Source organism: Shewanella sp. 10N.286.48.B5, from assembly GCF_002874355.2.
Lineage (GTDB): Bacteria > Pseudomonadota > Gammaproteobacteria > Enterobacterales > Shewanellaceae > Shewanella.
In genome coordinates this window covers 1,083,933-1,109,945 of sequence record NZ_MCVG02000001.1, presented here as the reverse complement: position 1 = coordinate 1,109,945, position 26,013 = coordinate 1,083,933, and the positions used below count along the sequence as shown (strand labels likewise).

Annotated in this window: 18 protein-coding genes and 1 pseudogene; all 19 read right to left on the bottom strand. The window is 41.5% G+C overall.

Annotation, left to right across the window (positions count from 1 at the left end):
- Positions 1-16: 16 nt before the first annotated feature.
- Entirely contained in the window at positions 17-559 is a 543-nt protein-coding gene (locus BCU57_RS04760; RefSeq protein WP_157936445.1) for a curlin, read from the bottom strand.
- Between the two features lie 569 nt (positions 560-1,128).
- Entirely contained in the window at positions 1,129-1,968 is an 840-nt protein-coding gene (locus BCU57_RS04755; protein ID WP_102437985.1) for a hypothetical protein, read from the bottom strand.
- Between the two features lie 89 nt (positions 1,969-2,057).
- Entirely contained in the window at positions 2,058-3,635 is a 1,578-nt protein-coding gene (locus tag BCU57_RS04750) for a hypothetical protein (RefSeq protein ID WP_102437987.1), read from the bottom strand.
- A gap of 28 nt (positions 3,636-3,663) precedes the next feature.
- A complete protein-coding gene (locus BCU57_RS04745; protein WP_102437989.1) occupies positions 3,664-4,218 on the bottom strand; it encodes a curlin in 555 nt (184 codons plus the stop codon).
- 171 nt (positions 4,219-4,389) lie between these two features.
- Complete coding sequence (locus tag BCU57_RS04740; RefSeq protein ID WP_413211400.1) at positions 4,390-6,291, bottom strand: protein kinase domain-containing protein; 1,902 nt, start codon at positions 6,289-6,291, stop codon at positions 4,390-4,392.
- A gap of 45 nt (positions 6,292-6,336) precedes the next feature.
- A pseudogene (locus BCU57_RS04735) lies at positions 6,337-7,803 on the bottom strand (NarK family nitrate/nitrite MFS transporter).
- Positions 7,804-7,816: 13 nt separating this feature from the next.
- Positions 7,817-8,140 carry a nitrite reductase small subunit NirD gene (gene nirD, locus BCU57_RS04730; RefSeq protein WP_102437993.1) on the bottom strand — a complete coding sequence of 108 codons (324 nt, stop codon included), beginning with the start codon at positions 8,138-8,140 and terminating at the stop codon, positions 7,817-7,819.
- Entirely contained in the window at positions 8,137-10,758 is a 2,622-nt protein-coding gene (nirB, locus tag BCU57_RS04725; RefSeq protein WP_102437995.1) for a nitrite reductase large subunit NirB, read from the bottom strand. Before nirB ends, nirD begins: the two co-directional genes overlap by 4 nt.
- A gap of 398 nt (positions 10,759-11,156) precedes the next feature.
- Positions 11,157-11,801, bottom strand: a complete 645-nt coding sequence (locus BCU57_RS04720; RefSeq protein ID WP_102437997.1) for an ANTAR domain-containing response regulator — start codon at positions 11,799-11,801, stop codon at positions 11,157-11,159.
- A 4-nt stretch (positions 11,802-11,805) separates the two neighbouring features.
- Positions 11,806-12,981, bottom strand: coding sequence for a glycosyl transferase (locus BCU57_RS04715; protein WP_102437999.1), 1,176 nt, complete (start codon positions 12,979-12,981; stop codon positions 11,806-11,808).
- Complete coding sequence (gene cobA / locus BCU57_RS04710) at positions 12,974-13,831, bottom strand: uroporphyrinogen-III C-methyltransferase (protein WP_102438001.1); 858 nt, start codon at positions 13,829-13,831, stop codon at positions 12,974-12,976. Before cobA ends, BCU57_RS04715 begins: the two co-directional genes overlap by 8 nt.
- Complete coding sequence (locus BCU57_RS04705; protein ID WP_102438003.1) at positions 13,831-16,635, bottom strand: nitrate reductase; 2,805 nt, start codon at positions 16,633-16,635, stop codon at positions 13,831-13,833. Before BCU57_RS04705 ends, cobA begins: the two co-directional genes overlap by 1 nt.
- 377 nt (positions 16,636-17,012) lie before the next feature.
- Positions 17,013-17,348 carry a tetraheme c-type cytochrome CctA gene (cctA, locus tag BCU57_RS04700; protein WP_102438005.1) on the bottom strand — a complete coding sequence of 112 codons (336 nt, stop codon included), beginning with the start codon at positions 17,346-17,348 and terminating at the stop codon, positions 17,013-17,015.
- A gap of 286 nt (positions 17,349-17,634) precedes the next feature.
- Positions 17,635-18,498: a protease HtpX gene (gene htpX / locus BCU57_RS04695; RefSeq protein WP_102438007.1), complete on the bottom strand. Its 864-nt coding sequence runs from the start codon at positions 18,496-18,498 to the stop codon at positions 17,635-17,637.
- A 656-nt stretch (positions 18,499-19,154) separates the two neighbouring features.
- Entirely contained in the window at positions 19,155-21,413 is a 2,259-nt protein-coding gene (locus tag BCU57_RS04690) for a TonB-dependent hemoglobin/transferrin/lactoferrin family receptor (protein WP_102438009.1), read from the bottom strand.
- Between the two features lie 699 nt (positions 21,414-22,112).
- Positions 22,113-22,844 (bottom strand): dethiobiotin synthase, encoded by a 732-nt coding sequence (gene bioD / locus BCU57_RS04685; protein WP_198589925.1) that lies wholly within the window; start codon positions 22,842-22,844, stop codon positions 22,113-22,115.
- Between the two features lie 45 nt (positions 22,845-22,889).
- Positions 22,890-23,681 (bottom strand): methyltransferase domain-containing protein, encoded by a 792-nt coding sequence (locus BCU57_RS04680; RefSeq protein WP_102438013.1) that lies wholly within the window; start codon positions 23,679-23,681, stop codon positions 22,890-22,892.
- Positions 23,681-24,865 (bottom strand): aminotransferase class I/II-fold pyridoxal phosphate-dependent enzyme, encoded by a 1,185-nt coding sequence (locus tag BCU57_RS04675; RefSeq protein ID WP_102438015.1) that lies wholly within the window; start codon positions 24,863-24,865, stop codon positions 23,681-23,683. Before BCU57_RS04675 ends, BCU57_RS04680 begins: the two co-directional genes overlap by 1 nt.
- A 34-nt stretch (positions 24,866-24,899) precedes the next feature.
- Complete coding sequence (bioB, locus tag BCU57_RS04670) at positions 24,900-25,952, bottom strand: biotin synthase BioB (protein WP_102438017.1); 1,053 nt, start codon at positions 25,950-25,952, stop codon at positions 24,900-24,902.
- Positions 25,953-26,013 lie beyond the last annotated feature (61 nt).

Sequence of the window (26,013 nt, the reverse complement as noted above, 5' to 3'; positions counted from 1 at the left end):
GTCTTTCCCTTTACGTTTAGTTTGATAAATTACTTTGGGTGATCACAACATCTTGTGAGTTTCCCCATTGAAGTACACCTACAGCGTTACCAGACCCGTGCTGCTGGATCTCAATCGAATTGTCATAACCACTTTGTTTAATTAAAGCTAGGTTCCCAGTTCCTGTTTGCATCACATCGAGGTATAAATTTTCTCCGTGTTGCAACGAAACAACTGCATTTCCAAAGCCCACCTGTAAGATTTCAGCCTCAATATTGGCGCCAGACTGCCTAAGGCCTGCAATATGATGCGAGCCTTGCTGATTAACATTTATTGAATTATTAAAACCGAATTGATGAGATTGAAAACGATTAGCGCTACCAGACTGAAATAAGTTTAATGAACTATCACTGCCATCTTGTGAAACTCGAGCTAAATTAGCCCCACTGGCAAGTTCATCATAATCACTTAAATCGGGCTGACTGAAAGTAGGAAAAGAAGCTAGACAGACGACAGAGGCAAATGAAATTGCTAGTATCTTAGTTAAGCGATGTAAATACTTACTTTTTAATACGTCCATGCTTTCTGCCTTTAACATACTGAAAGGAGATTTCCTTTCACATTTTCAGTGTGTAAAGTATTGATGATTAATATTTATTCTGAATCCTCCTCGAGTATTAAAACTGCATAGACTAATAGGTAAAAAATCATCACCCCCCTACTTTAGTACTATTCCTCAAATCGAAATATCAATATTTATAATTGAATTAATTAATAATTACATGTAGTTAAATCCAACTCCACATTGAAAATCTTGTGCTTTCTTTGGAGGTTGTATGAGCTAAAATCGCAATTAAAATTCAAAAAATATGGATACTGACATAAACAATGTGAGAATTATTAGTTTTGATTTTAATAAATTCGATAAAAATACGAAGGAGTGAATTGCATAGATATTTATTAGCACTTTTTATGGTGGATATGATAAATAATATAAGGAAGGGGGGGTAAAATGGTTACCTTATAATTTACAAAAATTATTTCACACAGTCAATTAACACAAAATTTTAAAATAAAAATTATTGATTAATTATTACAACCCTATCCTTATTAATATTAGAAACGCCTTATTTAAAATAATTAATAAAATTACAAACTAGTTCCTTGGTTAATGCTGACTGAATTACCATGACCCAGAGTTCTAACCATCGCGCTATTGGCTTGATCCGTTTGTGAAACGGCTAAAATATTATTGCCAATGCCATGCCAAAAACCTTGCTCGGCATAAATATTAGCCGTGTGCTGATTACCAACTTGTTCGATATCAATATCGTTTTCTTCGCCTAAATCAGCCACACCTCTTGCAGTATTAAAATCGCCAGTTTGATTGATATGAACATTGTTTGATATATCATTTGCATATGCCCACGCGTAGTTACTGTTACCTTCTTGTACAACCGCTGCGATACTGTCGCCCCAATCACTATGGCTAATTGCTATGTTGTTATCCCCTTCTTGAGTGACTATTGCGGTATTTTTTTCAAAATAATCGGCAAATGCAGTAGCGGCATTATTGTTACCCGTTTGAGAAATGGTAATAAGACTGTTAAAAGTATCAAATTCTACGTAGGCCTTGTTCTCATTACCATCTTGCTCAATAGATAGTGTGTTGTTCAAACCCCATTGATGCACTCTGGCGCTATTCCCCGAGCCTTGATTAGACCCCTTCTGGTTAATAACAATGACGTTGTCATCATTATGCTGATGCAGATCAACCTTATTACTATAATCCTGTTGAATAACCATCGAAGTATTATAATAGCCACTTTGACTTAAGTTTATTTGGTTATCGCTGCCTTCTTGAGTAAGGTTAACCAGATGGCCTCCTCCTTCTTGTTCAACTATCACGGTATTAGTGTCGCTGGCATGTGCATTTGTTAAAGTCAGTAATATGGTTGAGATAAATAATGCTACTGGTGATTTTTTCATACTCGTTTTCCATTATTTTCGTGTTAAGTTCTCTCTTATCATTTATGAGGCTTCCTTTAAAAGAGTTGCCCCATTAATAAACCATCACACTACAATCCCGAGCCCTGGTTGATGATTACAGAGTTATTGGCACCATTTACAACCACTGATGAATAATTGTTTGAATCGGTTTGCGTAATCGCAACATGGTTACTGCCAGCTCCGGTGTCAATAACTACATATGCTTGATGAGCTGCGCCAATTTGAGCGATATCAATATCATTGCTCGAGCCTTGCCATGACTCAACATCAGCGATATTCAAATCCCCTATTTGATTTATGTCGATACTGGTTTGATCCGACGATATAAATGCTAATGCGTGATTGTCATCGCCCTGCTGAACAATTATTCCTTCTGCCCCGCCCTGAAAGCTGTGTATACCTGCGTTATTATTGTTTCCATACTGATCAATAGTGAAGACACTAAGTCCAGAACTACCACCATATGGTAAAGTACCAGCCTGATTACCATCACCCACTTGATTAATATTCACAGTGGTCGATATACCATCAGCTTGGTAACTACTGACCGAGTTTAAGTTACCAATTTGCTCAATAGTAATATTGTTGTCCCTACCACCATCTTGTTCCACCCTAACGCGATTACCCATGCCTAAGCTTGAGCCACTTTGATTGACCTTTATCGAATTAGTCTCACCCACTTGATAAATCCAGGTGTCATTACTTTGATCCATTTGAGTGACTTCAGAAATCATATTCATTGCAGCGGGATATTGTATTATTTGGGCTTTATTTTCATCGCCATGTTGAGTGATAACCGCGGATGTATTTGAGGCGTCTTGCTGAGAAATATCAGCGTGATTTAAAAAACCATCTTGATCAATTACTGCCGAATTACCCCTTTGATAACCTACCACTTGGTTACCCGCAGCATTTGGGTCAATAAACTCACCTTGGCTGATATATGCACTATTAGACTCACCCGTTTGGGTTATTATCGCAGACGTATCATCAACGACAGAATCACTTAAATCACCCGTTTGTTGGAAAATATCTGCTGAATTGTCCATCCCCGCTTGGGTTATGGTGGCTGATGCGCCATCGGAATTATCTTGATTAATATAAGCATCATTACCGCTGCCAATCGATTGATTAATGGTGGCATCGGCAAAGTCTGACACGTAGTTTCTTATTTCGGCATTATCGCCATTACCCGTTTGATTAATGGTAGATAGCGCGCCATCGGCATTATTTTGCATGACTTTAGCACTATTGCTATCACCCAGTTGATTCACCGTCGCGGTCGCATTAAAGCCATTATAATATTGCTGCTCGATTTCAGCGCTATTACCGTTACCTTCGGAGTTTATTACTGCCGATGCAGTTTCTGTTGAATGATGCTGATAAATTTCAGCGTGGTTTTCATCACCCTTTTGAATGATAGTTGCTGAAGAGTCCGAGGTATCTTGTTGGACAATGTCTGCGGTATTTAATGAGCCATCTTGATCAATGATCGCTGTATTACCTTCGCTATTAAGCTGCTGGGTCACTGTAACGGCATTATCCTGGCCCCATTGATCCACAATTGCCGTATTACTGTCACTGGCAAATGCGCTAGTTAAACCTAATGTTGCTGTAATCAATATCGCTATATATGTTTGTTTCATCGTGGTATTTCCTTTTACGCTTTGTTTGTTACTTCCCTTGGGTTATTGCAACATGTTGCCCATTACCCCATTGCAGCACGCCTACGGCAAGGCCAGAACCATACTGTTTTATGCCAATTGAATTATCGAATCCGCTTTGTTTTATCAACGCCACGTTTGCAGTGCCTGTTTGCATAATATCCACATAAAGGTTGTCACCATCTTGATATGACACCAGCACATTACCGGCCCCCATCTGCAAAATTTCAGCTTCGATATTGGCACCAGACTGATAAACAGCAGAATATTGTTGCGACCCTTGTTGGTTAACTTGAATGGAATTAGTGTGGCCCAATTGTTGAGCATAAAGTTGGTGGCCAACACCTGATTGATCCAGTGTTAAATCATGATCAAAACCATCTTGGCTCACTTGAGTCGTATTTTCGAAGCTAGAAAGCTCATTAAAGTGACTCAAATCTGGCTGACTATAGCTCGGTAGGCTCACGAGGTTCATGACCAAAAATAGTAACGCGGCGAATATTGTAGAATGTGCTCTGGGGCGGTTTTTTCGATGAGTTGTTATTATTGGCGGTTGCATATCCATGCTTCATATCCTTATTAGAATGAAAGACGTTATTCTTTCAATACCTTCACCATAAGAGTATGGGCTGACTATTTCTTGTTCGAATCATCCTCTAGTATTAAAATCTTACCAGGAGTTAAAATCAAAACTTTAGGACGATAAAAAGATGAGAAACAATGCTGGCTGAGTCATTTATTTAAATAATAAATACATCGACCAAAGAAATAATGTCACGCTCAGCGTTTGCCAAAACTTAATGGGATTACGCTGAATAAACGGAATAGACGTTTTTGAAGTGGTTGAGGCAGGAGTCGTTAACGCATGTAAAAATTCACTACTATCAGCAAAACGTGTAGCGGGTTCTATGGATAATGCTTTTTCTAATGCTTTATCCATCCACTCAGGCACCATAGGATTGGTTGCATAAACAGGTATATAAACCAGTTTTTCAAAATCTTTTCGGCTTAAGCATTTACCTAATTGGCCTTTAAAGGGTTGTTCACCGGCCAACATCTCATAAGCGATAACAGCAAAAGAGAATAAATCGGCACGGCCATCAGATTGATAACCCAGTATGACCTCAGGCGCAGTATAATCTGCAGTGCCCAGAATGGTATCGCGTTTAAGCGGGGTGGTGATTTCAGCAATACCTTTAATGTAACAGGCACCAAAATCGATAATTTTAACAATCCCCTCTCGAGTGATGAAAATATTGTCCGGCTTTAAATCTTGATGCAGGGTTTCTTTACGATGAAAAGCGCGAATACCCGCCTCAACTTGTTTTAAAAGCTGCAGCACATCTTCAACCGGGCCGCGTTTATGTTGCGTCATCCAATCAGCTAAGCTCAACCCTTGTAAATAATCAGTGAGATAGTACAGCGCTGATTTAGGCATATGATGATCGACAACGTTAACCACATGAATGCTATTAATACGGTGCCCTATCCAACTTTCAAGCATAAAACGTTCAATATAAGCCCCGTCATCAATGTAATTTACCGACGGCGTTTTCATGCACTTTTCAATACCTTGCTTGTCTTTTACCACATAAACTTGGCTGCGCTGACTTTGATGAATAATCCCCGTCACTTCATAGCCATCTAACTTCATCCCTACTGATAGTGGCGGCGGAAAAGGTCGGCTGGCGAGTTTATGATAAACATCGTCAATAGCTTGAGTTGGCAGCTGTGAGATTGAAATTAACTGCGCACTGAGGTTATCTTGGCTGTCTAACAGATAGGCTTTATCGACCATTTTTTGACAAAATGCTTCACATAATTCGTCAGTAATTTCAGCGTGGCTTTGCTGTAGATGAATCAACATTTTCGACAATTCATGATCGGTCACCACATCATGAATACCATCCGTCGTCAGTAAATACATGTCATCTAAAGCAAGGTTAACCTGCTTATAATCAACATCTAACTTTACATCCATGCCAATAGCGCGGGTAAGATAACTGGAAAATTGATTTACTGAAGTGCTGTGATCACGACTTACCTTCATTAACTCACCATCGCGAAAACGATAGATTCGTGAGTCACCAACATGCAGCATATGCGCCGAGCAAGACTTGAAAACCAATGCACTAAACGTACACACATAGCCTTTTCTGGCATCGCGATAATCTTGCCCTAAGCCATACAACCACCGATTTAACGCCGTAAGAACACGGGTACTGGATGTTTGAACGCTCCAGGATTCAGGCGTTGAATAGTAATCAGCGATAAAGTTACTCACACTGATGGCAGAGGCTTTTGCACCACCTTCAGCTGCGCTAACCCCATCGCTGATAACACTCACAATACCTTTGGTGGTTAACATTAAACCTGAAGGAATTTTAATGCCTATAGCATCTTCATTATCCGCTTTTCTGCCTTTATCTGAGACTTGACCCGCCTTTACTTCCAACACGCCCGATATAGGCAGTTGATCTTGGGTTCTATTTTCTTCATGCAGCTTTACATTAGATTCAGTCTTAAGTTCAGACCCTGATTTAGACTCAAAATTAGCATTAATCACCCAATGTCCACCTTTTAATAAAAACGACAACACCGCTAAATTCATTAGCGGTGTTTTCAGGGTTAGTAACAATAGCGTTTAGCATTATTTATATTAAGTCATAGCCAATAATATAAACTAGTTAACGCTAATCAAGGTAACTTCACCTTCTTCATTCACCTCAGCGATATGGCCTTTGGGTTCAGTCATGAAGAATAAAGTAATAAACCCTAGCACCGCACTGACAGCAATAACATTAAAGAACACGGGTGTCGGTACCATAGAGTAGACCGTTAAAAAGAACACCGCGCCGACATTACCATAAGCACCTGTCATGCCTGCTATTTGCCCTGTTAATCGACGTTTAATCAGTGGCACTGCAGCAAACACAGCACCTTCACCGCCTTGAACGAAGAATGAACACGCCATTACCACCACAATAGCTAAAGGTAATGACCAAGTACCATCAATGTGACTGACGGCAAAGTAACCAACAGCTAGACCGGCAGTTAAAATCATCAATGTTGTCTTACGGCCAAACTTATCACTTAACCAACCACCGCCCGGACGAGACATTAAGTTCATAAAGGCATAGCTAGAGGCAACCATACCCGCTTGTGCCATCCCTAAATCAAATGTCTCAGCAAAAAACAGTGGCAACATTGACACTACGGCGAGTTCTGATCCAAAAGTCGTAAAATAAAGCACATTAAGTACAGCCACCTGTTTAAACTTATAACGTTCAAACTCAGGCACTTCTTTAACAAAAATATCTTTATTCACTTCATAGGTTTTATAAACATCAAAAATGAAAATGACGACTAATGAAGCATAAATGATATAGGTCATTTGTTGCTCAAGCATACTCACGCCTGCTGGAGATAACTTCCATGCCAGTAGAGCAAGTGTTGCATACATCGGGATCTTCATGAAAATTAGCAGTGCGAAATCACCTTTACTGGTTACCTCTAAGCCACCCGCTTTTTTCGGTTTAAAGTAAGTCGAGTCCTTTGGAGTATCTGTGACGTTAAAATAATAGACAAAAGCAAATAAGAAGCTCATAACTCCCGTAAGACCAATGGCATAACGCCAGCCATCTTCGCCGCCAAAGTAAATGGCCACCGCAGGTAAAGTAAACGCTGCAGCTGCGCTACCAAAGTTGCCCCAACCGCCATAAATACCTTCGGCCGTGCCTAACTCTTTTGCAGGAAACCATTCACTGACAATACGAATACCAATAACAAAACCCGCACCAATAAAGCCAATCAGGAACCGAGCCATGGCTAATTGCTCGAACGAGTCGGCAACTGCAAACATAAAACAAGGTATGGAACAGACCCCCATTAATACTGAATAAGTCAGTCTCGGGCCGTATTTGTCGGTCACCATGCCGATAATAACCCGAGTAGGAATCGTTAACGCCACATTCAAAATAAGTAAGGTTTTGATTTATGACTTTGTTAGTCCTAAGCTGTCTGCAATAACACTGAGTAAAGGTGCAGCGTTAAACCACACCACAAAAGTGATAAAAAATGCCACCCAACTCAGATGCAAGACTTTCATCTTGCCCGAAAACGAAAATAGATTAAATTTCTGAGAACTCATACTGCACGTCCTTTTATTTAGCTAAAACCAATACTTGGCCAGCTTCCTTTTTAATTTCATAGGGTGAAGCCACCATCGCTTCATTTTCAATACACACGCCAGTCACTAAGTTGTAATGTTGCTTATATAATGGAGAAGCCACACATAACTGACCTTCAACGTCACAAATCAAGCCGCGAGCAAGCAAACTTACCCCTGTCGCCGGATCGATATTATCAATGGCAAACAAACCGTGTTTACCTAAATCAAAAATGGCGACGGCTTTACCTGCAACCCACGCCGCAATCCCCGTGCCTTGAGGTAAGCTTGACTCATTACATACATTCACCCAACTCATACCAACTCCTCCGCAATTTCTGATTCTGATTCTAATTCTGATTCAATTTCTTTAATCGCAATGTTTCCTGCACCGGTAGACGACATAGCAGGAAAACGCTGCTGACGGGCGCGATGATACAGGTGTGTTTCACCTTCAGGCTGAGCATCAGGGTTAACAAACTCATTAAAACGGGCAAGATATTCAGGTTTTTCAAGACTGGTTTTCCACTCACATTGATAAGCCGCGACCACTTTGGCCATTTGACTATCAAGCTCTGCAGCAAGGCCTAAACTATCTTGTATCACCACCGACTGTAGATATGCTAAACCACCTTCAAGCGACTCCATCCACACTGAAGTGCGTTGTAATTTATCAGCGGTTTTAATATAAAACATCAGAACTCTGTCGATATATTTGACTAAGGTATCGGTATCTAAATCGGTAGCAAATAAATCACCATGACGTGGACGCATACCGCCATTCCCAGCAACATATAAGTTCCAACCTTTATCGGTTGCGATAACACCAATATCTTTGCTTTGGGCTTCTGCGCATTCTCGAGTACAACCCGAGACAGCAAACTTAATTTTATGGGGCGCACGTAAGCCTTTATAGCGGTTCTCTAAATCAATGGCTGTAGACACAGAGTCTTGAACACCATAACGACACCAAGTACTACCCACACAAGATTTAACCGTACGCAGCGATTTACCGTAGGCATGACCGGTTTCAAACCCGGCAGCAATTAATTTGCCCCAAATACTCGGTAACTCTGATAATTTTGCGCCAAATAAGTCGATTCGCTGACCACCAGTGATTTTGGTGTACAAGTCATATTCTTTGGCTACGGCGCCAATGGCAATTAAACCATCAGGGGTAATTTCACCACCTGCAATTCGCGGCACCACAGAGTAAGTACCATCTTTTTGTATATTGCCAAGATAGGCATCGTTAGTATCTTGCAACTGAACATGACTGCTCTCTTGGTTTAAAACATATTTATTCTGCAATGAAGCAAAAATTGACCCTGCTGCGGGCTTACAAATGTCACAACCAAACGTCGACCCAGCATTGGTACCAGCGTGTTTACCATGGCGAGTAATTAACGTCTCAAAGTCAGTAATGTTTTCAACTTGGCACAAGTGATACAAAGACTGTCTATCCTGTTCAAAATGCTCACAAATGCCAGTATTGCACTCAACCCCTTCTGCTACGAGCGCTTCATCCATGATTTTCTTCACCAATGGCGCGCAACCACCACAGCCAGATGCGGCTCGGGTGCAGGTCTTGATTTCAGCAATGGTATGATTGCCTTTGGTCACTGAAGTGGCGATATCAGCCTTAGTCACTTGATGACAAGAACAAACTATTGAGCTGTCTTTTAATTCAAGCGCCGTTTCATCACCCGTCATTAATAATTCAACCGCATTGCCTTCAATTGCATCTTGCGATAAATACAAATCCAGTAAACGGGCATAATCACTGTTATCGCCCACTAATACTGCGCCTTTAAGATATTGACCCGACTCATCTAACCACAGCTTTTTATATATGCCTGATTGATTGTCAGATAACTCCACAAATTGCGCATTGTCGAAACCGCGGCTTTCACCAATAGCGGCAACATCAACACCTAATAGCTTGAGTTTGGTGCTCATATCCGCACCAGTAAATGCCAATGATGGCGCAGGCGCCTTAGCAACTCCTGCCGCTAAATGCGACACAGCGACTCGCGCCATTTGATAACCTGGGGCAACTAGGCCAAAAATGCGGTTTTGCCATAATGCACATTCACCGATGGCATAAACATCGGGAGCTGAGGTTAAGCAGTTATCATCAATTGCAATGCCGCCGCGATCACCCATTTGCATACCGCTGCTTCTCGCTAATGCATCTTGAGGTCGAATACCGGCAGAAAACACAATCATGTCAGTTTCAAGAAAACTATCATCGTTGAATGTCATGCGGTGCTGTGCGCTCTCACCATCGATAATGGCGGTGGTGGCTTTAGAGGTATGTACTGATACACCTAAGTCATTAATTTTACTTTTAAGTAAGTCACCCGCTTTATCATTTAATTGTACTGGCATTAACTGTGGTGCAAATTCAACAACATGAGTTGTTACGCCAAGGGCCATTAATGCATTTGCCGCTTCAAGGCCTAATAAGCCGCCACCGACTACCACGCCAACTTTAGATTTTTTCGCCGCAGCTTCAATGTCTTGTAAATCTTCTATGGTGCGGTACACCACACAGCTTTCTCTATCGTTACCAGCAATAGGTGGGACAAATGGATAAGATCCTGTTGCAAGGACTAAACTGTCATAGGCTGTCGTTATGCCCGCTTCTGTGGTCACGGTTTTATTGGCGGTATCTAGCACGGTAATTCGGCTATCAAGGTGCAACTTTACCCCCCAATCTTGATAATCCTCAGCGCTAGTTAGCATCAATTCATCGGCACTACCGGTTTCAAAATATTTTGACAGTTGCACCCTATCGTATGCAGGTCGGGGCTCTTCACCAAACACTTCAATATCAAATTGCTGCTGCAACCCTTGACTACATAATTGCTCGATAAAGTGATGACCCACCATGCCATTACCTATTACTACCAGCTTGGATTTTGCATTTGCCATAGAAGGCTCCTTGAATTTTTGTTAAAGCCCTAAAAACAAAAAAGCGCCAGCCTCTGGGTTAACAGAGCTGACGCCATTGCCAAAAGCCTTCAAATTTTAACTATAAACTGTTTAAACTACACTGTTATAGCGTCTCGATTAACGACGATTACGTGCACGCGCCATTGCATTTAGAAGTTAGAGATTCAAGCTACAGTTTGTCATGATGATAACGCTTGACCTAAACTCTTTATTTCCACGGTTATTTATTTACACAGCGATTTATTAATGCCAGCTAATGCTTCACACAACTTAATTGCTCACACGATCTAGCAAATACTAAGCATTGACTATGCCAACAAACATAAAATCGTAAGTCATTGTAAATATACAAAATAATATATTAGCCTAAAAAGATACTAGGCTATACTGGTCACCACAGGCGCACTCGCACCAAATTGTTGCATTCGGTTCGTCCCTCTTTGATTTGCTTCAATTTGTTTTGCCGCTGCAATGATACTTTTTGCCATTTCAGCTACGGTTACCCCCTTGCTCATAGCCTGTTTTTGGATCAATTCATGCGCTACTTTTTCGCTAATACCCTGCAATTGCAGTAACGACTTGGCTTTTGACACCAGCTTCATCGCGACACATTTCTCATCTAATTGCTTCACTTTTTCGAGCATATTAGAAGCATTATCAAAGCGAATTTTTGCTAGGTTAACTAAAGAGCTTAAGCGTTTTGCTGACAGCTGCTCGGGTACGAAAGTCACCCTGCCACAAAGTAACAAACTGGCTAGATGATTTTCATCCCAATGCTGAGCATTCACAATAATGGGTAAAGCCGTATTCGATAACAAACGCTCAATAAATGCTTGCTGCAAGGGTTGTAACTCATTGGTTAGAAATATTAAACATGATCCGTTCCCTTTAAGCACATTTTGTTCTAGTTGGCTGAGGCTTGTTACTTCTACACATGCCTGAAACTGATTTAGTTGGATTTTATAATCTGTCAGCAATGCATTGTTATTAAATGATGGGTCACAATAGATATAATTAACCATATGCTTAACTCCTTACTGCATGACGAGTTGACGGAATAACGTTATTTTCAATATGTTGCCAAAGGGACGACCCCATGACATTTGAGTCTTGAATGACATATTTATTTCGCTCAAACCAGACTTTTTTGGCATGTTCTAAGGCATCATTAATAGCTAATCCTTTATTACATAGCACATTTACCAGCGCTATCGTGGCGGTGACACTGGCTATCGCTTGCTGTAATTGTGCCGTTGATAAATCGGCCTCAGCAATGTCTTCAGCCCGCCAAAGTTGCGCCAGTACAGCAGCAGACAAATCAGCTTGACCAAGCTTTGCCCCCACAAATGCCTCAAGTTGGGTAGGCAGATCAATCTCTGCAAAGTTAGCTTCATGTTGGCCATTAAAACGCAGTAAACCTACCCGAGTACTGACACGAGGGTTGATTTCCGTCTCCCCCTGCAGACCTTTAAAAATAGCAATATCTGCCGCTTCTCTTTGGCAGCTATCCTTTGCCAAAAGCGCTGCCACTTGATGATGCAATTTATCTAATCCAGGATGAAAATAACTGCGTAGGCTAAATGCTGCATTACACGGGTTAACGCAGCGAACAGACATTTGAATAAAACTTCGTAAACCCAACTCTTGATGTAAAGCGCGGCAATCATTTAATACTGGAATAACATCTGCGCTGTTAAGGTAAATCAGCCCTGTTTTCGCTAACATTTCTGCGGCGGTTTCGGCGTTGTCACATTTAGGAATATCTAAAGCCGCAATATATGATTCAACATGACGACGATGAGGTAATGATTGACTATCTCCATGTAATACAATGGTTTTACCTTGTTTAGCCAGCATTTTTGCCGCTAATAATAACCAAGGTAACTGCTCGCGCTTACCGGCATATACCGGCCAATCAATATCTGCTTTAATAGTTTTCCACTGAGAAGAAACCAACTGCTTTAGCCCAGACGCTACACCAGCAAGTTCTTCAACTGACTCACCTCGCACTCGCATAAGCATCATCGCTGCCGCCATTTGCGCAGTAGAAATGTCACCACTTGCAAAACCTTTAATCAAGTAAGCGGCTTCAGCAAAATTCAAACTGCGGCTACCTTTAACCCCTTTGCCCATTGCTTTGATGAGCTTACGGCTATCAAAATCAGCGGCATTAAGCATATCTTGCGTTTGTTGCTCAACCATAAGCCACCTCCACAAAATCTGTTGGCTTGGCTTTTATATCAGACAATAAGCCAGCTAATTCTTGACCCACTGCAACCACTTCACCAATGATGATTAAGGTTGGGCCACTGTCTTTAATTAATGTCGCTTGCTTGGCCATATTGCTAACATTGGCATAAGTGATTAACTGATTAGGTCTGCCGCCATTGGTGACAAGTGCCACGGGTAAGTTTGCCTCAGCTTTAACAGACATAAGTCCTGCTGAAATTGCTGCTGCTTGCTCCTTGCCCATGTAAAAAACTAAGGTAGATTGTGCTTCTAATAAGCCTTTCCAATGAGTTGGAGCCTGATCTAGCCCATCATTTGTAATGCGGGTACCAGTGACTAACGTGACTGAACGAGCCATGCCGCGGTACGTTAGCGGAATACCTGTGGTTGAGGCGCAGCCTAAAGCTGCTGTAATACCAGGGGTAAATCGGCTAGCGATCCCTAATTTAGCAAGATACAGAGACTCTTCTGCCCCGCGCCCAAAAATATGCGGATCGCCACCTTTTAAACGTACAACTTTGAGTCCTTGTGTGGCAAGCTTTGCTAGTAAAGCGTTTATATCATCTTGCTTATAACTTGGCTGACCACAACGTTTACCCACAAAGTGGCGCTGACAATCTGCAGAGACTAATGAAAGAATATCGCTGCTGACCAAGCTGTCATAAACCAGCGCCTCAGCTTGAGACACTATTCTGGCGGCTTTAATGGTCATTAAATCTAATTGCCCGCAACCTGCACCGACAATTTCGACATCACCCGAAATCAAATCATTATTAGCGGCTGCGCTATTAAAGTTAATTAGCTTATTCAATGTATGACTCATTACGCCACCTCCTCTTGGGCTGATTTACGTTCTTGCTCTGACAACTCAGTCGTTATCTCAGCTAAAGCAATATGCCAAATATCATTGGCACATTGACCCACTTCACTGTGGCAGCTACCACATTGTCTGCCGCAGCCTAGCTCTGTTTGGGTTTCATCTAACGCCTTATCAAAATCTGCTTGTGTGATATCAGTGTTAATCGCTGTGGCGCTAGTAAAATCAGATGCTAAAGCACGTTTACTGAATACTGCATTATCAAGTTTTTGCAGCATGGCATATTCAATATTGGCTTGTGTGACACCGGTACAGGCGCAAATTAGTGGGCTGTTACCAGCTTTAATCAGCTGATGTAATTGACGCATTAATGCAACATCTACTGTTTGACTAATAAGCAAATTCATCGCTTCAAGGGAAACAGCGACCTTTGTGCGACTTAACAGTTTCAGTGATACCAACAAGCCGTTACTGATATTGCAATGCACATGGATAATTTGCTGACTAGCAAGGGAAATTGTCCATTTTAAAGCGTGTACCGTTGACTGATAAGCAAATGCTGCATCTGTATTTTCAAAACCGATGTGATAACAACTGCCAGTGGTTAATGTTTGCTGAACATTCCAGTTCAGGCCTTGCATGTGTGGATCATGCAGACCAAAAACGATCCCTTGCAATGTCACAGCAACTTTAGTTAACGACACGGGTTGGCATTTAAACGCTGGCTGTTTTGAGTAAGGGTCAAACTGACTATCAAGTGGGGTATTAACGCCCTTACCTAACGAGAACTGCTCAGACCAATGCATTGACATAAACCCCAAGTCTGGCGCTTGGGAGTCATCTGCAACCACTCTTGCCACGGCAAAATTGGTTATTGATAAATTGGGGGCAGCAAAAGTTACCAAGTCGTCTTCAATTAATTTTAATTGCGCTAAAGTCGAAGGATGAACAGCAATAACAGGCTCTGGGATACTGGCTCTAAGCGCCGCAATATGACCTGTGCGGGTCATGGTGTGCCATTGATCTCGGCTGCGACCACTGTTTAAGCGTACTTGCCCAGCTGGCAAAGGGGCTATTTGGCAATCTGCAGTGGTTTCAATAAATTGCGCTTTTGATGATGCGGTGGCGAATATGCCATCGGCAAACAATCTTTGCTTATTGCCCCCTATGGCACCATGGTTAGCAGCAGGCCACTGCGTCGGTAGTAACTCATCATATTGCTCATCCGTTAAATCAGCCAAACCGCTTAAATCAAACTGCTTGCCTGGAAAAGATTGCTTTACAAGCTTAGATAACTGGGCAAATTCTTTAAAAACGGCAGCACTGTTTTTAAAGCTAAAACTTTGTTCAAAACCCATCGCTTTTGCGACTTCTGCCAAGGCCCACCAATCAGCTTTTGCAGTGCCTTTAGCTTGTATAAAGCCACGTTGGCGGCTAATCACTCGCTCACTGTTAGTGACAGTGCCACATTTTTCAGACCAACCCTGTGCAGGTAATAACACATCGGCTAATTGCGCAGTCGCAGAGTCTTGTGTTATCTCAGACACCACCACAAAAGGACAGGTTTCTAATGCCGCAGTTATTTTTGCAGTATTAGGCAATGACACCACTGGATTAGTGCCCATAATCCACACCGCTTTAATTGTTCCATCTGCCATAGCATCAAATAATTCAACGGCTGTGAGACCCTTATCAGTCGCGATCACCTCAGACTGCCAAAAATCTCCTAACACTTGACGCTCCGGCTCAGAAAACCCCATATGACAAGCAAGTTGTGTCGCTAAACCGCCCACTTCACGCCCACCCATGGCATTCGGTTGGCCTGTAAGTGAAAAGAAACCACAACCTTCCTTACCAACCTGACCAAGAGCTAAGTGACAATTGATTATCGCATTGCTAGTGTCAGTGCCTGCAATAGATTGGTTTACCCCTTGGCAGCTAGCTGTCATGACTTTTGCGTGAGAGATAAATAACTGATAGAAATCCTGCAACTGAGCAATAGGCACTAATAACGCTTGGGCAAGTGTTTCAACATCAGTGGCTTGACTGGCAACGTGTGCTAAGGTTTGAGTGAAGTTTTCAGTGTGCGCATCAATATATGGCTGATTTAACGCTTCATTTTTGGCAATGAAATTCAGTAAGCCATTAAATAATAACGTATCTGTCCCCGGCGCGATTTGAAGATGTAAGTCTGCTTGGCTTGCCGTAGCAGTTTTAGCTGGGTCAATTACGACAATTTTAGTGCCATAACGCTGGCGGGCTTTAATCATCCGCTGAAATAAAACCGGATGGGTCCACGCTGCGTTTGAACCCACTAATACTATTACTTGTGCCTGTTCAAAATCGTCATAACAACCCGCTACAACATCCTCTCCATATGCGCGCATGTGCGCACTTACAGCAGAAGACATACAAAGGCGTGAATTGGTATCAACATTCGCCGTGCCAATAAAGCCTTTGGCCAATTTATTAGCCACATAGTAATCTTCAGTTAAAAGTTGCCCTGATAAATAAAATGCAACTGAGTCTGGTCCATATTGCGCAATAGTTTGTTTAAAGGTGTCAGCAATTGTCGTGATAGCTTCAGGCCAAGCAACTGACTTACCAGACTTATATTTGGGATAACGTAAACTATTTGGCTGGACTAAGCTTTCTAATAAACGCTCACCTTTGGCACATAACTGACCTTTATTGGCTGGGTGAGTACGATCACCTTCAAGCTCAAATCCAATGTCGTTAAGACTGCTAGGGGTTACACTTATTCCGCAGCCGACGCCGCAATAAGCACAACTAGATTGGATATTAGACATGCAACTTCCCTTCACTGACTCAAATTCAATGACAATAACGTCGCAAATCTCGTGCCAATTGCTAACTTAATGATTTACAAACCGTTTACAAATAAGGCAAATTTAAAATCGCTACTTTTGTTCAACAAAAGTGCACCAAGCCGCACCAATAACGCACATGTCGTTGAAAACAAAAGAAAATTAATACCACTTTAGAGGTATACCGTATAGGTAGTGTGATAAATGCTAAGCCATGAATTGAATATTCATGTGGAATTATTCTTTGAGCTAATGTCGGCGGAAATATAAAAGTTATTTATAAACAGCAAAACTGGGGCAATAAAAAAGCGCTGAATTTCAGCGCTTTTAAACTTTGCTTAAAGCTAAATAATCATCAGTTATTTAGCAACGCGGCCATCATCATGGCAGCTATCACAAGTCGGTTTTTCACCAACATTCATGTCATGTGGTGCGTGACAGTCTTGACACATTAACATGCCATCATGTGGCGCATGGTTTTCATCCATTTCCGCAAGTGTTCCGTGACAGTCTTGACACTGCGCGAACTCATGCTCACCGTCAGCAGATGGCTCGCCATCAGCATGACAACTTTCACAGCCACCCATTTCAGCGTGGAAATCAGCTAAAACTTCATCTGCAGCGAATGCATTTGATGACAAAGTTACTACAGCTAAAGCTGCTGCAAACATTGCTACAAGTATTTTATTGCTCACTATTATACCCTCCAGTTACGATAGTCAAAAAGGCTCTAATAGAGAGACCTTTAATCGATATCAATTTTCAGAACGACTTTTTTAGGCTCAGTTATAAACTTAGCTAACACTGGTTAATTTAGCAACACTAAATAGTCAGCGGCAAAATTCAATCATCATCTCTGACACCTAAAAAGCGTTACATAATGTATCACCTTGAAAAGAAGGTTATATTAACGAGTTAAAATAAAAAGGGAAGCAATAAAAAAGGAGCTATTAAGCTCCTTTTATAACCAAGATCACATTATTAACTATTTCTAAGGGCGCTAATACGTTTTTCTAGTGGTGGATGGCTCATTAAAAAGTCAGTCATTGAACGTTTACCGTTAATACCTAATGCTGACATTTGCGCTGGCATTGCACCCGTTTCTGGGCCAGTTTTTAAACGCTCTAATGCCGCAATCATCTTATCTTTGCCAGCAAGCTTGGCCGCACCTTCATCGGCTTTAAACTCACGAATACGAGAGAAGTAAGCCACAACCATAGACGCTAAAATACCAAATAACATGTCAAGTACGAAAACCACAGCCATGTATGCAAACATACCAAGACCTTCACCCTCTTCATCATTACTCGCAACGAAGTTATTCACAATACCTGCAACAACACGAGCGGCAAAAATAACGAAGGTATTCACGACACCTTGAATAAGGGTCAAGGTGACCATGTCACCGTTAGCCACGTGGCTAACTTCGTGAGCCAGTACGCCTTCGATTTCATCTTGGGTCATACCGTAAAGTAAGCCTGAACTCACAGCAACTAGCGCGTTATCTTTACTTGGGCCCGTTGCAAATGCGTTCATCTCTTCAGATTGGTAAATTGCCACTTCTGGCATTTTAATCCCAGCTTGCTGCGCTTGACGAGCAACAGTGTCAACTAACCAACGTTCAGTATTATCACGAGGGTTTGTAATAACTTCACAACCCATGGTTTTCTTCGCCATCCACTTAGAGATAGCTAAACTGATAAATGCGCCGCCAAAACCAAACATAGCAGCAAAAATTAATAAACCACTCATGCTTGATGTGCTTACACCAAGCAGAGACATCACAATCGAAGCAACTAGCAAAATGGCTAAGTTGGTGGCGATTAGTAAACCGATACGTAACATTACAACTCCTAACTGGCATTCATGCCGACATAAACTCAACGCCTGAGCTCAATGCTCAAGCTGACTTGAACGCAAAAATATTATTAAACACTTAATGACATAATATGTCCTAAAAAAGATATTTCAAGCGTCTAATGGAAAAAACTGACATAAAATGACAGATTAGTTAAAAATACCACACTAAGCCTAACCTCAGCTGAATGCTTAACTTAGTAGCGGGCAGAGTCTAGGCAGCTTGTATTAATCGAAACTTAAATCTAACCAGCATTTGCTAGAAAGCCTAGTGTTTAGCGGATAGATGGCGATTAATCTTTGTTAATATCGTCACTAAGGAGCAGAACAATAACTAATTTAATTAGTTAGCAATTTATAACCCTCATTCAGCCCAGTATCCCTTTTATTCATAACCTTACCTTGAACGCTGCGAGTGAGTTAACTGTTAAGTTTAGCTAATGGCTATTCATTCATAATGGGGCTTCCCGGTCATTGACATTAATCAGCATGCCGTCAACTTATAAATACCCATTTAAGTGAGTGGAGCACTCATGTCTACATAAGAGTATCAGCCAATAAAAAAGCGTTAAATCCTATAAGGATTTAACGCTTTCTTTATCACTCAATCCAGTGAACTCATTCAGTAAACTGACTCTAATTCATTAAAAAGTGTAGCTCAGTTTAACGTTAAAGTAGCGACCTGGTTGAGAATAAGTCTCTTCGGTAACATCCATGATGTCCATTAAGAATTTTGACTGACCCGCTACATCAGAATATTCGATATATTCTTTGTCAAACAGGTTAAATACGCCAGCGCGTACCGTCCAGTTATCATTCACATGGAAATTAGCCGTCAAATCAAACACTGCGTAACCTGCTGTGTTATAGACCTGATTAAATGTATCCATACCTGGAAAAATATCTAAATTGGTCGTACGGTCCATCTGATCAGCAAAACGCATGGTTAAGCCAAAGTCAGCTTCGGTATTACCAAGGTAAGTATAATAATTTGCCCCTAAATTACCTTTTAACGGACTAACAGAATTAAGGTAATCACCATTTTGATCTTCACCATGGGTGTAAGCAATATTCCCCCACAGTTCAAATTCATTAGTGAACCAATGACTCATAGACATTTCAGCGCCATAAAGAGTTACTTTATCATAATTGATATAACGATAATTTAGTGACTCTGGCTTCGGGCACATCAATGGAAAGCAGGGGACTAAACTGAAGTCCATCCCTACAAATTCCCAATCGATGTAATTATCAGCTTGGGTATAGAAAGTGGTAAATTCATATCGTGTGTCGCCATGATCACCACGAACACCCACTTCAATGGTGTTACTTGATTCTGACTCTAAGTCGTAGTTTGCCTCAATGATAACAGGGAATGGCATCGCGCCATCTTTGACTTCTAACTCACCCCACTTTTGATCTGGGGTTGGCATTTTGTAGCCGTAAGCATATTGGGCATACACATTCACGTTTTCAGTCATGTGGTATACAAGGCCAAGCTTAGGTGACCAAAAACCATCACTCATCGCGGCAAAATCTTCAGGATCACGGCCAGCATCTTCAGCTTGCTGTTGATCAGGGGTGTTTTTGAAGTAATCGTAACGCAGCCCCACAATACCGTTTAGTTTGCCGTCTAAAAAGGTCATATCATCTTGAACAAATATGCCAGCGCGTAAACTTTTCGTATCAGCAAATGAGAAGGTATCGGTTTCAGATGGCGTTGAATTGCCATTTTCATCGATATCTTGATAGCTGCGTGGGCGGCTCATTTCAGACTGCTCTACATCCACGCCATAAATAATATTGTGGTCATGACCGGGTAGTGACAATGCCTTACTAAAAGTACTGGCAAAACCAAAACGGTATTCATCAAACTGGTAATCACGGTGCTGCGTTATTGCTCGGTCTGCGCCACTGATACCATTAAAGTAGTCACGTTTTTCACTTTGGTCGGTTTTACCGTAATAGAGTACGAAATCAACATTGTCATGAATGATACGGTCTTTCGTTGAGCGTAAACGTAATGAGGTATTTAACGCTTGAGTTTGGCGGTCATAATCAATTGACTCATCTTTATCAGCATATTTTTCCCAGCGGTCAAGCTGCTGGTTCATGTAATCAACGGTTAACTGCAGATTAGTATCATCATTAAAGTGATACTTACTTTTTAGTAATAAGCTGTCAGTGACTAAGTCACTATCTGGTAATGTGTTGTAGTAGTTTTGCTGTTCTTCACCACTACGACGTTGATAACTGACTAGGTTATCAAAATCACCTGCTGCAAATGCGCTAGTAAAGCCACCGCTGAACTCATCGTTCATACCTGTGTAGCCGCCATTTGCAGAGAAATAATAATCACTGCCACGTAAGTAATCATCCGCATCTTTAGTGGTCATGACCATCACGCCACCTAACGCATCGGAGCCATACATAGTCGATGCTGCAGTTTTTAACACTTCAACTTGCTTTAAGCCTTCAACTTCAGTTAATCCGCGGCCTGTGCCTTCAGCGCCTGGGCCTAATGGTGATGCATACTGGTTATTAACCCGAACGCCATCTTTAACCATCATCACGCGGTTGCCGCCAATACCACGAATAGTCACCGAGCTTGGCTTACCTGCGCCGCCTTTAACATCAACGGCAGCTTCTGTTCTAAATAATGAAGCAAAGTCGGTGCTCATATTACGCGCTATCGATTCTTCATCAATAACCACAACCGAACCGGCAACTTGATCAAGTGTTTGCTCCATACGAGAACCAGAAATCACAATTACATCATGAAAATTTGAAATAGATTGTTTGATTTCTTCTTGCGATACAATTTCACCAGTATCCGCAATAACGTGAGGGGACAATGCCGCGGCAATCGCGGCACTAATTAACTTGATCGAAAGTTGCTTCATCAACACTATCCTTAAAAAAACCTTAATAGGAATTAATCTCATCTTTAATGGCGCAGGATTCTAGCATGAACAAATTTTCACATAGCGATCATGATCTCAATATTCATTGTTGATATTCAAACTTAAGGGTTTTCTTATTTTTACATTGTTAGCGGTCACGGATATTTAATTAGCTGCAAAATAAAGCTAACAATAATTAACAGTTGAGCATCATTAACAACTCAAGATCCCAACACCCAAAGCGGTTGGCCAATGCCGTAGGGTTTCCATAAGGTTTTAAAGAGAAGATCATAGCGATGTTAAAAATATGCGGGGGAGTGAACAGTAAAAGCCAAAATACATGTTTAAAGGGTAAGTTTACCTTGATGAAACGACTAATCTAAAATCGTATAATATAAATACTCCCATGCGAACTGAACGCTATACATTGGTGGGTATGAGTTGACCTGATGCCAGAAAAGCCAAAAGGCGTGTGACAGTGAGCGGTAGTCGTATACCAAGAAATAAAAGGAAATAGCCACTTTTGATGGGTGATATAAATGAAAAGGCCCAGCAAGGCATACAATACCACCCTGCGTATTTTTTCTGCCTTGGTAAACTCTGGTGCAAATTCGATGATTTCTCTCCTTGAAAATATCAAATGCTAAAACAACTACTTGTAAGCAAAAAGACAAAGGCTAAAAATCAAAACTTAAGTCTCTATAAGGTCGAGTTATCAATATGCACAGCGGCATTTATAGCTGTTGGCTCACTTAAGTACGGCACATAACCTAAGAATGGCGCCGTCATTAACTCTTTTAAACTTGATAAGTTCTCTTCTATTTCACTCATTTCAGGGTCAACTTGGTTAGCGACCCAAGCTGCAATATTAAGCCCGTCAGCTTCAATGGCCTCTTGGGTTAATAATGCATGGTTAAGACAACCAAGCTTCATGCCCACCACTAAAATAACCCCAACATCATTTTGCTGAGCCAGCTGCTGTACTGATTGCGATAAATATTGGCCTTTACTTAAAGGTAATCTCCAGCCACCAGCACCTTCAATTAATGCAAACTCGGCACTGTTTAGTGCTTCAAGTGGCAATAAATCAACAATGCCACTGGCAGTTAAACTCACCCCTTGTTGCTTTGCGGCAATATGCGGTGCAATGGCGGGTTTAAATGCGATAGGGTTAATTTGATTGTAATCGAGCGTGATAGTTGATTGTTCAATTAGGCTTAGCGCATCGCTATTTCTAAGCCCTGCGTCTGTTTCAATACAACCTGAGGCAATAGGTTTGACGCCGAGGGTTTTAGCTTCTGTGGTTTTAGCTTCTGTGGTTTTAGCGACAGTTATTTTAGCTAGAGCCGTTTTTCTTGTTGCAAGATTAAGTAGCGCCGATGAAATCAGGGTTTTTCCGCTGTCAGTATCAGTGCCAGTAACAAAATAAATCATCGAAATAACCCCTTCACTGTTTATATCCAATTGTCTAAAAATTTAACGCTTACCAAGTTGTAAATAGCTGATGTTATAGCTCAATGGTAAGCCGTTTGCTTCACGTAAGCTTTCCGCTTTATCCATTAACGCGAGCCAATCTTTACGACCGCGCAAACGATTAGTTTTTTTATCCGTTAAGCTTTTATCTTGGTATTCATTCACTGACGCCCCGACCCCTTTAATTGAATACAGTAATGCCTTTAAATCGGCAAAATGTACTTGCTCGGTAGTGGTCTCAGCAGAGAGTATTTGCCATTTTTCGGTATCTATCGCGGCGATAATGTCATCTAAATGACGAAAACTATTATGGCCTAGCCCTAGGGTTTCAAGCTGTGAAAGACTGCCATCACTCACCACGCTAATAAAGGCTTGGCCTTGAGGTTTTATGACTCTATTAAGTTCATTAAATACTTGGGTTAATTCATCACACCACTGCAGAACTAAGTTTGAATAAATACTGTCCATGCTATTTGCAGTTATAGGTAAGTTTGCCGCATCGGCGCAAACAGTGTGATATTGCGGAAAAGACTGCTGCACCACATTTAGCATTTGAGGCGATAAATCAACTGCCGTGACCTTAGTTAGCTGGCAGTGATTTGATTCAAAGTCAGTACCTGGGCCACAGCCTAAATCCAATAAATGCCCGGTTAAACCTGCTTTTTTATCGGCATTATACTCAGTATTAGCAAGTTTTATTAACCTGCTAGCCGTGATGCGCTGTAATACATCGTGTTGTTTATAGGTAGCTGCAGCTTGGGAGAATTTAACCGCTACGGGGTTATCTAGATTCATTAATATTCTCTTGGTAACTGCACTGCTAGTGCATCAACTAATTGGGTTATTTGCTCGGCATTATGGCTGGCATTAATGGTCACTCTCAGCCTTGCCTGCCCTTTAGGCACTGTTGGCGGCCTGATTGCCCCGACCTGTAAACCTTGTTGCTTTAATGCCTTTGCTATTGCTAAAGTTCGTTCACTGTCACCGATAATTACAGGCTGAATGGCGGTTATTGACTCTGTTAGCGCAATGTTTTTAGCATTACAAAGCGACCTAAAGAAGGCAATATTGGCAAACAATGTTGATGCTTTATCAGGTTGCGACTGAGTTAAATTAACCGCTGTTAACGCTAAATGAGCACTGGCAGGTGACAGTGCGGTTGAATAAATGTAATGCCGTGATTGCGCCACCATATAATCAATAATTTGCTGTGACGCTAAAACGCAGGCGCCTTGGCAGCCGAGGGCTTTACCAAAGGTAATGACTTGAATATCGCATTGTGGTGTAACTGCCGCTCTGCTGACGTTAAAGCGATTGCTAGCAAGCTCTTCATAATTGATTCCAAAACCATGGGCATCATCAACCACTAACCAACTATTATGCTGCTTACACAAGTTCGATAACGCATCTAATGGCGCACGATCGCCATCCATACTAAAAACGCTTTCGGTAAATAAGGCGCTATTAGGAAATCGATTAAGTAACTGCTCTGCATGGGTTATATCATTGTGTTTATAGCGCTTAAGTGCAGCGCCGCTGTCTTTTACACCGTCTATCACTGATGCATGAATAAGCTTATCAGCAATAATCACATCGCCTGCTTCAAATAAGGTTTTGATTAACGCTTGATTGGCACTAAATCCAGAGCAAAATAATAGCCCTCCTTCATGACCGGTCAGCTCACATAAACCTTGTTCAAGCTTTAGGTGGGCTTCACTGTATCCAGATACTAATGGCGATGCTTTACTGCCAACACCATATTTTATCGCGCCAGCATGAATAGCGGCAATCATCTCAGGATCATTGGCCAGCCCAAGGTAATCGTTGTGACTGAAATCAATAATATTGGGAATTGTTCGAGCTAAGTTGTTAGCCGATGCCTTGTCTAACTCAGCTAACTTTCTTTGCCTCAGCAAGCCATCGGTTTGCAGTTGCTGCAAACGATGACTTATTCGTGATGATATTGGGTGATTTGCCATGAATACTGCCTTCTACTGACAAATGTGTATCGCTTTATAACGCCGCGGCATCAAAGAATTGTTGCGTTGCTTTATCTTTTTTTGCATTGGCTTTAGCCAATAACGCAGTGTCAGATTCAATGTCAGCTGATGGTCCTTGCTCAGGATGTAGCCCTAAACGTCTAAATAGGCTCATATCATCGTTTTCTTCAGGGTTGGGTGTCGTCAGTAACTTACAACCGTAGAAAATAGAGTTAGCACCAGCAAAGAAACACATAGATTGTAATTCATCAGTCATGCTTTCACGCCCAGCTGATAAACGCACTCGAGATTTAGGCATAATAATACGTGCAACGGCAATGGTGCGCACAAATTCAAAGGGATCTAAGTCATCTATCTTTTCAAATGGCGTACCTGCAACTTTAACCAACATATTAATCGGTACTGAATCAGGATGCTGCTCTAAATTAGCTAGCTGTTGTAATAAACCTGCTCTGTCTGTCGCTTTTTCGCCCATACCGACAATACCGCCAGAACACACTTTCATGCCTGACTGACGCACGTTGGTTAAAGTATCAATACGGTTTTGATAAGTACGGGTGGTGATCACATCGCCATAATATTCAGGTGAGGTATCAAGGTTGTGGTTATAGTAATCAAGACCTGCTTTGGCAAGTTCGTCAGACTGTTCTTTTGACAGCATACCCAGTGTCATACAGGTTTCCATGCCTAATGCTCTTACATCTTTAACCATTTGGGTTAAATATGGCATATCGCGCTCGCGAGGGTTACGCCATGCAGCGCCCATACAAAAACGTGATGCTCCCGCTGCTTTCGCGCTTTTGGCTTCGGTGATGACTTTTTCGATTTCCAATAAACGCTCTTTTTCAAGACCGGTATCGTAACGGGCACTTTGAGGGCAATACTTACAATCTTCAGGACAAGCACCGGTTTTAATTGATAATAAACGACTAATTTGTACTTCATTAGGATCAAACGTCTCACGATGAATACTGTGGGCTTTAAACAGTAAATCGTTCATTGGTAAAGCAAATAACGCTTCTATTTCAGCTTTGGTCCAGTCATGACGGATGGCTAATGATGACATTGATTAATCCTTTGTTATTCGTTTTATATTCACTTTATATTGGGTTAGGATACCTTCAGCA

Bases quoted from the DNA above. Each gene is read 5' to 3' on its own strand.
- BCU57_RS04760 (WP_157936445.1), bottom strand. From the start codon at position 559: ATGGACGTATTAAAAAGTAAGTATTTACATCGCTTAACTAAGATACTA.
- BCU57_RS04755 (WP_102437985.1), bottom strand. From the start codon at position 1,968: ATGAAAAAATCACCAGTAGCATTATTTATCTCAACCATATTACTGACT.
- BCU57_RS04750 (WP_102437987.1), bottom strand. From the start codon at position 3,635: ATGAAACAAACATATATAGCGATATTGATTACAGCAACATTAGGTTTA.
- BCU57_RS04745 (WP_102437989.1), bottom strand. From the start codon at position 4,218: ATGGATATGCAACCGCCAATAATAACAACTCATCGAAAAAACCGCCCC.
- nirD (WP_102437993.1), bottom strand. From the start codon at position 8,140: ATGAGTTGGGTGAATGTATGTAATGAGTCAAGCTTACCTCAAGGCACG.
- nirB (WP_102437995.1), bottom strand. From the start codon at position 10,758: ATGGCAAATGCAAAATCCAAGCTGGTAGTAATAGGTAATGGCATGGTG.
- BCU57_RS04720 (WP_102437997.1), bottom strand. From the start codon at position 11,801: ATGGTTAATTATATCTATTGTGACCCATCATTTAATAACAATGCATTG.
- BCU57_RS04715 (WP_102437999.1), bottom strand. From the start codon at position 12,981: ATGGTTGAGCAACAAACGCAAGATATGCTTAATGCCGCTGATTTTGAT.
- cobA (WP_102438001.1), bottom strand. From the start codon at position 13,831: ATGAGTCATACATTGAATAAGCTAATTAACTTTAATAGCGCAGCCGCT.
- BCU57_RS04705 (WP_102438003.1), bottom strand. From the start codon at position 16,635: ATGTCTAATATCCAATCTAGTTGTGCTTATTGCGGCGTCGGCTGCGGA.
- htpX (WP_102438007.1), bottom strand. From the start codon at position 18,498: ATGTTACGTATCGGTTTACTAATCGCCACCAACTTAGCCATTTTGCTA.
- BCU57_RS04690 (WP_102438009.1), bottom strand. From the start codon at position 21,413: ATGAAGCAACTTTCGATCAAGTTAATTAGTGCCGCGATTGCCGCGGCA.
- BCU57_RS04680 (WP_102438013.1), bottom strand. From the start codon at position 23,681: ATGAATCTAGATAACCCCGTAGCGGTTAAATTCTCCCAAGCTGCAGCT.
- BCU57_RS04675 (WP_102438015.1), bottom strand. From the start codon at position 24,865: ATGGCAAATCACCCAATATCATCACGAATAAGTCATCGTTTGCAGCAA.
- bioB (WP_102438017.1), bottom strand. From the start codon at position 25,952: ATGTCATCATTAGCCATCCGTCATGACTGGACCAAAGCTGAAATAGAA.